We start from the raw sequence: 13,014 nt of genomic DNA on the forward strand, positions 1-13,014 counted from the left end.
AAAAAAGCGCACGAGGATTGATGTAATGAATGAATATAGTGACGAATACTGGATGCGGCAGGCGTTAAGCCTGGCCCTGCGTGCGCAGGAAGAGGGCGAAGTGCCGGTGGGCGCGCTGCTGGTGCTGGACAATCAGGTGATTGGCGAAGGCTGGAACCGGCCGATTGGCCGCCACGATCCCACTGCCCACGCCGAGATCATGGCGCTGCGCCAAGGCGGCTCGGTTTTGCAGAACTATCGCCTGCTGAACGCCACCCTCTATGTCACGCTGGAGCCCTGTGTGATGTGTGCCGGGGCGATGATCCACAGCCGTATCCGCCGCCTGGTGTACGGTGCAGCGGATGAGAAAACCGGTGCCGCTGGGTCGCTGGTGGATATTTTGCGCCACCCGGGAATGAATCATCAGGTCGAGATCGTTGCAGGCGTGTTGGCAGAGGAGTGCGCCGCGACGCTCAGTCATTTCTTCCGTCTGCGCCGTGAGCAGAAAAAAGCGCTGAAGCAGGCACAGCGTATCGAGAAAGATCTACAATAATCAATGGTTCAGCGCCAACTTTGCCTCAACTGCCGGGTAACCGTTCGCCAGTGCAACCTGTTTCGCCGCGTCTTGAGCCGCTTTCTTCTCCTTTTCCTGTAAATACCCCACCAGGCTGACCTGATAACGGCGGATATTTTCCACGTAATTGTAGGCTTCGTGGCCACGGGCATAGCCGTAGGTGAGCAACGGGGAATAGCGTTTCTGGCTGAGCATCGGCAGGCGCTGTTTGACATCCACCCAGCGGTCAGGATTGCCCTGTTGATTCTTGGTCAATTTGCGGGCATCCAACATATGGCCCCAGCCCATATTATAAGCCGCCAGAGCGAACCAGATGCGTTCGTCCTCCGGTACGCTGTCGGGCACTTTTTCCATCAGGCGTTGCAGATAAAGAGCACCGCCCTTAATGCTTTCTTCGGGATCGAGCCGATCATTCACCCCTAAACCTTCGGCGGTGGCGCGCGTCAGCATCATTAGCCCACGCACGCCGGTAGGGGAGGTTGCCTGCGGATTCCAGTGGGATTCCTGATAAGCAATGGCTGCCAGCAGTTTCCAGTCGATCTCATTGGCATGTTTTTCAAACAATGAACGGAAGTTGGGCAGCACTGAATCGATCGCTGACAGGAAGGTTTTGGTATCAACATAATCGAAGCTACCCACATGACCCAGGTATTTTTCTTCAAGCCGCGCTAGCGTACCGTCTTCCACCTTCTGGCTGTAAAAGTCCAGCAGGGCGGCATACAGGCTGTTATCGCTGCCGCGTTTCAGGTACCAGGTCACTGGTTCTTCGTCGGTGACGTCAAATGCTACCGCTAACTGTGGATGAATACGCTGCAGCAGAGCGATGGTGACAGAATCACCGATGGTGTAATCCAGTTTGCCGTCGGCCACCTGCTCCAGCAGTTCCTTGGAGGTGAGATCGCTCGAGGCTTCCCAACTGAGGGTGGGATATTTATTTTGTTTGAGCTGTTTCAAGGTGCTGACGTGTGCCGAGCCGGAGGCCACCGCCAGCTTGCCTTTCATCTCGGCAAAGTTTTTTGGCCGCGGGCTACCGAGCCGGTAAACCACCTGTTGGGAAACCGAATAGTAGGCCGGGCCGGTGCTGGCACGGCTGAGACGATCCGGGTTGTAGATCAGGCCAGCGGCCAGCAGATCGGCGTTATCATCGTCCAGATCGTCAAACAGATCGTTGATGTTCTGGTGCGGGATGACCACCAGTTTCACCCCCAGATAGTTGGCGAAGCTTTTGGCCAGCTCATAGTCAAGGCCACTCGGCCCCTGCTTGGTGGTGAAATAAGTCAACGGCGAGTTCAGCGTGCTGACTCGCAACTCTCCCCGTGCTTTGATCGCTTCGAGTTGGCCACCCAGGCCACCACGCCAAGTAATATTGGGCCACAGTGCCAGTGCCAGAAGCAAGGTGACAACACCGATTAGAATGTAATTTATTTTTATTCGTTTCAAATAGTTATCTCAAATAAATGCGCACTTTCTGTTAGCCGGAACATGGGGTTTATCATGGTTAAATCACCAGTGTCGGGGCATTTTGCGTAACAAAACGCCAGCGTGCAACTTTATTGACACGTTATGGTAAATCGATAGCGAAAGCGCTTTTCGCAATAATAGCTACGCAAACGGTTTCGTCGGCGGTGCGGATTCTCTATAATGGCGCGCGTTTTCCCCTGTTGCGCCCAATGAAGTGCTGAGATCAGTTGCTTCGAAGACGAGAGAACTTTAATTATGGAAATATTGCGTGGTTCGCCCGCTTTGTCGGCTTTTCGTATTACCAAACTGCTGTCCCGCTGCCAGGACGCTCAACTCCCGGTCAGTGATATCTACGCCGAATACGTCCACTTTGCCGATGTTAGCGCACCGCTAAGTGCTGAAGAACATGCCAAGCTTCAGCGGCTGCTAAAGTATGGCCCCTCTCTCGCTGAGCATGCCCCGGAAGGCCGCCTGCTGCTGGTTACGCCGCGTCCAGGCACCATTTCCCCCTGGTCTTCCAAAGCCACCGATATTGCGCACAACTGTGGTCTGGCCCAGGTGATTCGTCTTGAGCGTGGTTTGGCATTTTATGTCACTGCACCTGCGCTCGATGAAGCCCAGTGGCAGACTCTGGCCGCGTTGTTGCACGATCGCATGATGGAGACTGTCTTTAGCGAGTTGCAGCAGGCTGAAAAACTGTTTTCTCATCACCAACCGGCTCCCTATCAGACGGTGGACGTGCTGGGCCAAGGCCGCAGCGCACTGGAACAGGCCAACGTCAAACTTGGCCTGGCGCTGGCACAGGACGAGATCGACTACCTGCTGAATGCGTTTACCGGCTTGGGGCGCAACCCGACGGATATCGAGCTGTACATGTTCGCGCAGGCCAACTCCGAACATTGCCGCCATAAGATTTTCAACGCCGATTGGATCATCGACGGCGAACAGCAGCCCAAATCGCTGTTCAAGATGATCAAGAATACCTTCGAACAGACGCCGGACTATGTGCTTTCAGCCTATAAAGATAACGCCGCCGTGATGGAAGGTTCGCAGGTTGGCCGCTTCTTTGCCGCAGCGGAAAATGGCCTCTATGACTACCATCAGGAAGACGCACATATCCTGATGAAAGTAGAAACACACAACCACCCGACGGCAATCTCTCCATGGCCGGGAGCCGCTACCGGTTCCGGTGGCGAGATCCGTGATGAAGGGGCTACTGGCCGTGGCGCGAAGCCAAAAGCCGGTCTGGTGGGCTTTTCGGTCTCCAACCTGCGTATTCCTGGTTTTGAACAGCCGTGGGAGCAGGATTTTGGTAAACCGGATCGCATCGTCACTGCGCTGGATATCATGACCGAAGGCCCGCTGGGGGGCGCTGCATTCAACAACGAATTTGGCCGCCCGGCGCTGGTGGGTTACTTCCGTACTTATGAAGAGCGCGTTAACAGCCACAACGGAGTTGAACTGCGGGGTTACCACAAGCCGATCATGCTGGCTGGGGGGCTGGGTAACATCCGTGCCGATCACGTGCAGAAGGGCGAAATCACCGTGGGGGCCAAACTGGTGGTGTTGGGCGGCCCGGCGATGAATATCGGTTTGGGTGGCGGCGCGGCATCCTCTATGGCTTCTGGCCAGTCTGATGCCGATCTGGATTTTGCGTCGGTACAGCGTGACAACCCTGAAATGGAGCGCCGCTGCCAGGAGGTGATCGATCGCTGCTGGCAGTTGGGCGATCACAACCCGATTCTGTTTATCCACGATGTCGGGGCCGGTGGCCTGTCGAATGCGATGCCGGAGCTGGTCAGCGACGGTGGCCGCGGTGGCCGTTTTGAACTGCGTGACATTCTCAATGATGAGCCGGGGATGAGCCCGCTCGAAGTGTGGTGTAACGAATCGCAGGAACGCTATGTGCTGGCGGTGGCCCCCGAACAGATGGCGCAGTTCGATGCTATCTGCCGCCGCGAGCGCGCGCCTTATGCGGTGATTGGTGAAGCCACAGAAGAACGGCACCTGACGCTGAACGATCGTCATTTTGACAATCAGCCGATTGATATGCCGCTGGAGGTGTTGCTGGGTAAAACGCCAAAAATGACGCGTGACGTCCAGAGCCAACAGGCGCAAGGCGAAGCGTTGCAGCGTGCCGAAATCACTCTGGCCGATGCGGTAAAACGCGTTCTGCACCTGCCTGCCGTGGCGGAGAAAACCTTTCTGATCACCATTGGTGACCGTACCGTGACCGGTATGGTGGCGCGTGACCAGATGGTTGGCCCATGGCAGATCCCGGTGGCCGACTGCGCAGTTACTACCGCCAGCCTGGACAGTTACTATGGCGAAGCTATGTCGATCGGTGAACGTGCGCCGGTGGCGTTGCTGGATTTTGCTGCCTCTGCTCGCCTGGCAGTGGGGGAAGCGCTGACCAACCTGGCAGCGACCGAAATCGGTTCGCTGAAGCGCGTGAAGCTTTCCGCTAACTGGATGGCGGCAGCGGGCCACCCTGGTGAAGATGCTGGCCTGTACGCCGCGGTAAAAGCCGTAGGTGAAGAACTGTGTCCGGCGTTAGGTATCACCATTCCGGTGGGCAAAGATTCGATGTCGATGAAAACCCGCTGGCAGGAAGGTAATGAGCAGCGCGAGATGACGTCACCGCTTTCGCTGGTGATCACCGCTTTTGCTCGAGTTGAAGACGTGCGCCACACCGTTACGCCGCAGCTGCGTACTGACAAGGGCGACACCGCGCTGTTGCTGATCGACTTGGGTAATGGCCACAACGCGCTGGGGGCCACGGCTCTGGCACAGGTTTATCGTCAACTGGGCGACAAACCTGCCGATGTGCGTAACGTTGAACAATTGGCCGGTTTCTTTAACGCGATGCAGCAATTGGTGACGGATCGCGCGTTGCTGGCTTATCACGATCGTTCCGACGGTGGTTTGCTGGTCACGTTGGCCGAAATGGCTTTTGCGGGGCACTGTGGCGTCAATGTCGATATTCAGGCATTGGGCGACGATGTGCTGGCGGCCTTGTTCAACGAGGAACTGGGGGCGGTGATTCAGGTTTCCGCCGCGCATTTGGCCGCCGTGCAGCAGGTATTTGCCGCTCATGGCCTGACAGGCAATGTGCACCACATTGGCAGCGTGCAGAGTGGCGATCGCTTTGAGATCAACTGCGCAGGCAAACCGGTATATAGCGAAAGCCGTAATACGCTGCGCACCTGGTGGGCTGAAACCACCTGGCAGATGCAGCGCCTGCGTGATAACCCTGAGTGTGCCGATCAGGAGCATCAGGCCAAGCAGGACGAACGCGATCCGGGTCTGAACGTTAAGCTGACTTTTGCACCAGATGAGGACATTGCCGCACCTTATATCGCCAAGGGCTCGCGTCCGAAAGTGGCGGTGCTGCGTGAACAGGGCGTTAACTCTCATGTTGAGATGGCGGCGGCATTCCACCGTGCCGGTTTTGACGCAGTCGATGTGCATATGAGCGATCTGCTGGCAGGGCACCGCGATCTGCAAGGCTTCCACACGCTGGTCGCCTGCGGCGGTTTCTCTTACGGTGACGTGCTGGGTGCCGGTGAAGGCTGGGCGAAATCGATTCTGTTCAATCAGCGCGTGCGCGATCAGTTTGCCGCGTTCTTCCATCGGCCAGATACCTTGGCATTGGGCGTTTGCAACGGCTGCCAGATGATGTCTAACCTGCGTGAACTGATCCCAGGGGCTGAAGATTGGCCGCGCTTTGTGCGTAACCTGTCTGATCGTTTTGAAGCCCGTTTCAGCCTGGTCGAAGTGGCTGCCAGCCCATCTCTGTTTATGCAGGGAATGGCTGGTTCACGTATGCCAATCGCTGTTTCTCATGGCGAAGGCCATGTGGAGGTGCGCGACTTGGCACACCTGGCGGCGCTGGAGCAACATGGCCTGGTGGCTCTGCGTTTTGTGGATAATGCCGGTCAGGTCACCGAAGCGTATCCAGCAAACCCGAACGGTTCGCCAAACGGGATCACAGCCGTGACCAGCAGCGATGGCCGTGCCACCGTCATGATGCCGCACCCGGAACGGGTATTCCGCACGGTCAGCAACTCCTGGCACCCGGAAGAATGGGGGGAAGATAGTCCATGGATGCGCATGTTCCGCAACGCGCGTAAACAACTGGGTTGATTGATTCCGTTCGCTTGAGGCGTAATTGACTGGGGGCGCAAAGTATTGCGCCCTTTTTATTGCCTTATATTTTAATAGGTTATGTGGCGTGTCGGTTTTTTGCGACAAACGCCACATTGGGTGTCTCTAAAAAGAGACATTTAAATTATTGATTTTATTATGGTGTGGATTTATGAGGATAAGTTGTCGGTATTTGGCGACGGTACGATGGATTATGACTCACTGTGTATCACGCAGATTGATAGATTTGCACAGGGTTTAAATTAATATTTTATAAATATCATATGCTTAATAAGTTTTATTAAAAGTTGGCACGACTAGTGCATTATATTGTTCAGTTGCTCATTCAACTTTTTATGACGGCCCCGTATTTAGACGGAATTCTGCCTCATAAGCCTCCGAATGATGCCAAAGAAATGGTGCCTATCGTCCAACTAAACCGATAACAGACGCGCAAGCGGCTTTATCAAACATCGGACGACACGTTGAGTGAGGCACCGCCTTGTATCCACCTGTGATGATGTGTTCATCAATTCCGGATACTTATGGATGCTATTCGTCCTATTCGATGCCAGCCTTGTGCTACATCACCTGGGGACGAGGCGTAAGGGCATCCACATATCTCATTGCGATGGGGCATTTTGCCCCAGCGTCAATGTCAGAAACCGCATTCATGCTGCCATCATACTTTGTGCACCCTGTCATAACAGCAACGCAATATCCGCTTGGCAAAACTTCCCCAACTCTTTTCCTTCGGCTTATGCGCCGCATATCCTCTTGTGAAAGGCTTTCTGCTGCGTTCAATGCCCCTCTTTGCGTGCCAGATCGCGGATTATCCTTTACCGGGCTTTTTTCTCTCCGCTGAGTCAGTTAGCATCAAGGTAGACTAGAGATAATGAGATGATTTCTTTGAAAAGATGGCGTTTATTCCCGCGCTCGCTGCGTCAGTTGGTGCTGATGGCGTTTCTGTTGGTGCTGTTACCCTTGCTGGTACTGGCTTACCAGGCCTATCAAAGCCTGGATCATCTCAGCGCGCAGGCGGCAGATATCAACCGTACCACGCTGGTGGATGCCAGACGCAGTGAGGCCATGACCAGCATGGCGTTAGAGATGGAGCGCAGCTATCGCCAGTACTGTGTTCTGGTCGATCCTACGCTGGAGCGGTTATACCAGAATCAGCGCAAGCAATATTCCCAAATGCTCGATTCCCATGCACCAATCCTGCCGGACGAGCGTTATTACCAGACATTGCGCGGCTTGCTCACTCAGCTTGCCACGATTAAATGCCAAAGCAGTGGCCCGGATAAAGACTCTTCACTGCTGCTGGAGTCGTTTTCGCGTTCCAACGCAGAAATGGTTCAGGCGACCCGAAGCGTTATCTTCTCCCGTGGCCAACAGTTGCAACAGGCGATCGCAGAACGCGGTCAGTTTTTCGGCTGGCAGGCGCTGCTGCTGTTTCTGGTCAGCGTGATACTGGTGGTGCTATTTACCCGCATGATTATCGGGCCGGTCAAGGCGGTCGAGCGTATGATTAATCGCCTGGGAGAAGGGCGCCCGATTGGTATGACGGCATCCTTCAAAGGCCCGCGCGAACTGCGTTCGCTAGCGCAACGTATTATCTGGCTGAGTGAACGCCTGGCGTGGTTGGAATCGCAGCGGCACGAGTTTTTGCGCCACATTTCCCATGAGTTGAAAACCCCGCTTGCCAGTATGCGGGAAGGGACCGAATTGCTGGCAGATGAGGTCGCCGGCCCGCTGACACCCGATCAAAAAGAGGTGGTGGCGATCCTTAATCAAAGCAGCCGCCACCTGCAGCAACTGATAGAACAATTGCTGGATTACAACCGCAAACTGGCCGATGGCCCATCAGAGCATGAGAATGTTGAGCTGGAAGAACTGGTCGACATGGTCGTTGCTGCCCACAGTTTGCCAGCGCGAGCCAAAATGATTCGCACCGAAGTGAAGCTTGAGGCTGAGATCTGCTGGGCACAGCCTACGCTATTAATGCGTGTCCTGGATAATCTCTACTCCAATGCGGTGCACTACGGCGAGGAATCCGGTAACATTTGGATCCGCAGCCGCCAGGTTGGGCAACGGGTGCAGATTGACGTCGCCAATAGCGGTACGCCAATCCCCGAAACGGAACATGCCATGATTTTTGAGCCTTTTTTCCAAGGTAGTCACCAGCGAAAAGGGGCGGTAAAAGGAAGCGGGCTGGGGCTGAGCATCGCTCAGGATTGTATTCGCCGTATGCGCGGAGAATTGAAACTGGTCAACGTTGCTGACGCTGATGTCTGTTTCCGAATTGAATTGCCATTAACCGCCGAGAATGAATAAATAATGTACACATGGTCTAAACGCGCCAGTTTACCGCAGACCGAAGGTTCACCACGTGTTTCTCAACGTGCACCGCTCGGCAAGCGCTCTCTTTCTTTCCTGGGCCCGATCCTTTTGGCCCCGTTTCTGCTGACCGGGTGTGCCGAGCGCGCCGTCAGCAGTGGTTTGACTCAGCAGCAACAGGAGTCCATTCCAGACACCAAAGTGGTGGACTACCGCATTGCACCTTGTGAAACCCTGTTACCGCTTGATGAAAAAGAGGTGTTGGAAAACCCTCTTTACTGGCTGCGAGTGATGGACTGTGCCGATCGTATTGGTTCCACTCAGGCCCGGGCATTGGCGAAAACGTTGCCAGGCAGCAACTGGCAAGGCGTTTTCAAGCAAAGTATTCTGTTGGGCAGTGCCGAACCGACCTCGGCAGAACGCCGTCAGATCATCGATCGTCTGAATAGCTATCGTCTTGAATTCCCAAGCTCATTGCGCCCTTTGCTACAGCTGTGGCGTGAGCAGCAGGTCTTGCAGGTCTCACTGTTTGACGAACGGGCCCGCTATCAGAGCCTGCAGGAAAGCTCAGACAGCCAGATCGACATGCTGCGCCAGAGTCAGGCGCATTTGCAGAGCCAACTGCAGGAGACGTCGCGCAAGCTGGAAAATCTGACCGATATCGAACGTCAGCTTTCTTCGCGTAAGCAAATGCAGGGTGAAATCCCTGAAAGCAGCACTGTGCAGCCAAAAGCGGATGCTGCTGGCAAAGGAACAGCGCCAGCCAAAGCCAAAGAAGCTGAGCCTGAATCTGCTCCTGCGCCAGAAAAAGGCACCGCTGTGCCAGTTGAACCGGAAGACACCGACGTACCGCCACCCGCTCATAAGGAGCCTAAAGCGCAATGACAGCTCGCAAACCGGCCAATCTTCTGTTGGTTGACGACGATCCCAGCTTGCTCAAGCTGCTGGGGATGCGTCTGACCAGCGAAGGTTTTCACGTCATTACTGCCGCCAGCGGCCAGGAGGCTCTGCGCCTGCTGGCGCGTGAAAAGATCGACCTGGTCATCAGCGATTTGCGGATGGATGAAATGGACGGCATGGCGTTGTTCGCTGAAATCCAGAAATATCAGCCGGGAATGCCGGTGATCATTCTTACCGCTCATGGTTCGATCCCCGATGCGGTTGCCGCAACCCAGCAAGGGGTATTCAGCTTCCTGACCAAGCCGGTCGATCGCGATGCACTGTATAAAGCGATTGATGATGCGCTATCGCTGTCGATACCGGCGGGCGATGAAAGCTGGCGTGAAGACTTTGTCACCCGCAGCCCAATCATGCTGCGTCTGCTGGAGCAGGCCAAGATGGTGGCACAGTCAGATGTCAGCGTGCTAATTAACGGCCAGAGTGGTACCGGCAAGGAAGTGTTGGCGCAGGCGATTCATGGTGCCAGCCCGCGGGCGAAAAAAGCCTTTATAGCCATCAACTGTGGCGCATTGCCAGAGCAACTGCTGGAGTCCGAACTGTTTGGGCATGCCAAAGGCGCCTTCACCGGTGCGGTGAGCAGCCGTGAGGGGTTATTCCAGGCTGCCGCTGGCGGCACGCTGTTCCTGGACGAGATTGGCGATATGCCGCTTTCGCTCCAGGTGAAATTGCTGCGTGTGTTGCAGGAACGCAAGGTGCGCCCACTGGGCAGTAACCGCGATCTGGACATCGACGTGCGCATCATCTCCGCTACCCACCGCGATCTGCCGAAAGCGATGGCGAAAAACGAGTTCCGCGAAGATCTCTACTACCGCCTGAACGTCGTAAACCTGAAGATCCCGGCGCTGAATGAGCGGGCAGAAGATATTCCGCTGTTGGCTAACCATCTGCTGCGTGAGTCGGCGCAGCGCCACAAACCTTTTGTGCGCAGTTTCTCCTCCGATGCGATGAAACGCCTGATGACCGCCAGTTGGCCGGGTAACGTGCGCCAATTGGTGAACGTTATCGAGCAGTGTGTGGCACTGACGTCGGCTCCGGTGATCAGCGAAGCGTTGGTTGAGCAGGCCCTGGAAGGGGAAAATACCGCTCTGCCGACCTTTGTCGAAGCGCGTAACCAGTTTGAATTACACTATTTACGTAAACTGCTGCAAATCACCAAGGGCAACGTCACCCAGGCCGCGCGTATGGCGGGCCGCAACCGTACTGAATTCTATAAATTGTTGTCGCGCCACGAACTGGACGCCAACGATTTTAAAGAATGATTTTTTTCCTGAACCTGCTTAGTGCAGGTTCTCAACAAACGAGCCGGAAGAACCCCCTGCAACTTGCAGTATGATGGGTATCAACTCCGTTTTTTGTTGTGGCATGGCAGACTAGAGAGATATGAGCAGATCACTTTCCATTGCGTTGGCCCAGTTGAATTTGCTGGTGGGCGATATTGAAGGCAACAGCGAACGCATGTTGCAAACCGTGCAAGAGCAGCAGAAGGCGGGAGCCGATCTGGTCATGTTCACCGAACTGGCACTGTCGGGGTATCCGCCGGAAGACCTGTTGTACCGTGACGATTTCTACCAGCGCTGCGATACCCAGCTTAACCGCCTGCAGCAGGCATCGGCCGATGTGGCGATCCTGGTGGGGCACCCCTGGCGTGAAGACGGCAAGCTGTATAACTCGCTGTCGCTGTTTTCCGCGGGGCAATTACAGGCGCGTTATTTCAAGCAGCAGTTGCCAAACTACGGTGTGTTCGACGAAAAACGTTACTTCCATGCCGGGGATAAAAGCTGCGTGGTGGATCTGAAAGGTTACCGCCTGGGTCTGCTGATTTGCGAAGATCTGTGGTTCCCGGAGCCGGTGGATGCGGCCAAAGCGGCAGGGGCGGAAATTCTGCTGTCGATCAATGCTTCGCCGTATAACCGTGAAAAGCCTTATATCCGTAAAACCCTGATGGCAGGGCACTGCCAGCGCACGAACCTGCCGTTGGTGTATCTCAACCAGATCGGCGGGCAGGATGAGCTGATTTTTGATGGCTGCTCAAAAGTGTTTGATGCCGCGGGCAATATGACGCATCGCCTGGCAGCGTTTGCTGAGCAGGTCACTCTGCTGGAGTTCAATGAGTTGCAAGTGGTGCCGATGACTGCCCCGGCGGCAGAACTGCCTCAGTTGGCGCAGGTGTATGAAGCGCTGGTGCTGGCGGTGCGAGATTATGTGACCAAAAACGGTTTTAAAGGTGCGGTGCTGGGCCTATCCGGCGGTATCGACTCTGCGCTGACGCTGGCGATTGCCGTTGATGCATTGGGTAAAGATAAGGTGCAGGCCTTGATGATGCCATTCCGCTACACGGCGGATATCAGCATTGCCGATGCAAAAGAAGAAGCCGAAATTCTCGGCGTTGAGTTTGACATCGTCTCTATTGAGCCGATGTTTGATGCCTTTATGGGCCAGTTGTCGCCAATGTTTGTTGGCACCGAACGTGACACCACCGAAGAGAACCTGCAGGCACGCTGCCGTGGCGTGGTGCTGATGGCGCTGTCTAACAAACGCCGCAGCATCGTGTTAACCACGGGTAACAAAAGTGAGATGGCTGTGGGCTATGCCACGCTGTATGGTGATATGGCGGGTGGCTTTGACGTGCTGAAAGACGTGCCGAAAACGCTGGTGTTCAAGCTGTCTGAGTATCGCAATACGGTCTCTTACGTGATCCCGCAGCGGGTGATCGATCGTCCACCTTCTGCTGAACTTGCCCCGGATCAGCTCGATCAGGACAGTTTGCCGCCGTATGACATTCTGGATGCCATTCTCGAAGGCTACGTCGAACGCGATAAGTCCGTCGCCGATCTGGTGGCCGAAGGCTTCGAAGAGGCCATCGTGCGTAAGGTGATCCGTTTGGTGGATATCAACGAATACAAGCGCCGCCAGGCCGCCGTCGGGCCGCGTATCACCGCCCGTAATTTTGGTAAAGATCGCCGCTACCCGATCACCTCCGGTTTTGGCCGTAAAAATTGGTAATTAAGGAATAAAGATGAAAAAAATCGACGCTATTATCAAGCCGTTCAAACTGGATGACGTGCGTGAAGCGCTGGCTGAAGTTGGGATTACCGGGATGACCGTGACCGAAGTGAAAGGTTTTGGCCGTCAGAAAGGCCACACCGAACTGTACCGTGGTGCAGAATACATGGTCGACTTCCTGCCGAAGGTCAAAATCGAAATCGTGGTTGCTGACGATATCGTTGATACCTGCGTAGAAACCATCATGCAGACTGCACAAACCGGTAAAATCGGCGACGGTAAAATCTTTGTCTTCGACGTAGCGCGAGTAGTGCGTATCCGTACCGGCGAGCAAGACGAAGAAGCGATTTAAGATGTCTGGCTACCGAGCACTTCCAGTTTGAACTTGGGCAGTGCGCGGCCTCCTCGTGTACTGCGTGTACACTCCGGGGCACTGCGCGCTGGCCGCATTCAATCTGGATGCGCTCGCTACGCCCCAAATTTCAGAGTGGTGTCTGGCTACCGCTCACTTTCAGCGTGAACTTCAATCCCATTCTAAAAAAGCGAACGCT

The 13,014-nt window shown here is 55.1% G+C and carries 8 protein-coding genes; 7 read left to right on the forward strand and 1 reads right to left on the reverse strand.

The window, feature by feature from the left end:
- Positions 1–25: 25 nt before the first annotated feature.
- Positions 26–532 (forward strand): tRNA adenosine(34) deaminase TadA, encoded by a 507-nt coding sequence (gene tadA, locus BMI79_RS13850; protein WP_076942727.1) that lies wholly within the window; start codon positions 26–28, stop codon positions 530–532.
- On the opposite strand, the gene mltF is transcribed toward tadA, so the two are convergent.
- Positions 533–1,993 carry a membrane-bound lytic murein transglycosylase MltF gene (mltF, locus tag BMI79_RS13855; protein ID WP_076942728.1) on the reverse strand — a complete coding sequence of 487 codons (1,461 nt, stop codon included), beginning with the start codon at positions 1,991–1,993 and terminating at the stop codon, positions 533–535. It lies immediately after the preceding gene.
- A 276-nt stretch (positions 1,994–2,269) separates the two neighbouring features.
- Here mltF and purL point away from each other — a divergent pair, with 276 nt between their 5' ends.
- From purL to glnB, 6 genes are all read left to right on the forward strand, one after another.
- The gene (gene purL, locus BMI79_RS13860; protein ID WP_076942729.1) at positions 2,270–6,160 is read left to right on the forward strand and encodes a phosphoribosylformylglycinamidine synthase; all 3,891 of its coding nucleotides are present in this window, start codon (positions 2,270–2,272) and stop codon (positions 6,158–6,160) included.
- A gap of 900 nt (positions 6,161–7,060) precedes the next feature.
- Positions 7,061–8,497, forward strand: a complete 1,437-nt coding sequence (locus BMI79_RS13865) for a sensor histidine kinase (RefSeq protein WP_076942730.1) — start codon at positions 7,061–7,063, stop codon at positions 8,495–8,497.
- Positions 8,498–8,500: 3 nt separating this feature from the next.
- Positions 8,501–9,385 carry a two-component system QseEF-associated lipoprotein QseG gene (gene qseG / locus BMI79_RS13870; RefSeq protein ID WP_076942731.1) on the forward strand — a complete coding sequence of 295 codons (885 nt, stop codon included), beginning with the start codon at positions 8,501–8,503 and terminating at the stop codon, positions 9,383–9,385.
- A complete protein-coding gene (gene glrR / locus BMI79_RS13875) occupies positions 9,382–10,719 on the forward strand; it encodes a two-component system response regulator GlrR (RefSeq protein ID WP_076942732.1) in 1,338 nt (445 codons plus the stop codon). The genes qseG and glrR overlap by 4 nt, the downstream gene beginning before the upstream one ends.
- A gap of 121 nt (positions 10,720–10,840) precedes the next feature.
- Positions 10,841–12,463 (forward strand): NAD+ synthase, encoded by a 1,623-nt coding sequence (locus BMI79_RS13880; RefSeq protein ID WP_076942733.1) that lies wholly within the window; start codon positions 10,841–10,843, stop codon positions 12,461–12,463.
- A 13-nt stretch (positions 12,464–12,476) separates the two neighbouring features.
- Entirely contained in the window at positions 12,477–12,815 is a 339-nt protein-coding gene (gene glnB, locus BMI79_RS13885; protein WP_004847623.1) for a nitrogen regulatory protein P-II, read from the forward strand.
- Positions 12,816–13,014: the final 199 nt, after the last annotated feature.

The sequence above is a fragment of the Serratia oryzae genome, from assembly GCF_001976145.1.
GTDB classification, from domain to species: Bacteria; Pseudomonadota; Gammaproteobacteria; order Enterobacterales; family Enterobacteriaceae; genus Chania; species Chania oryzae.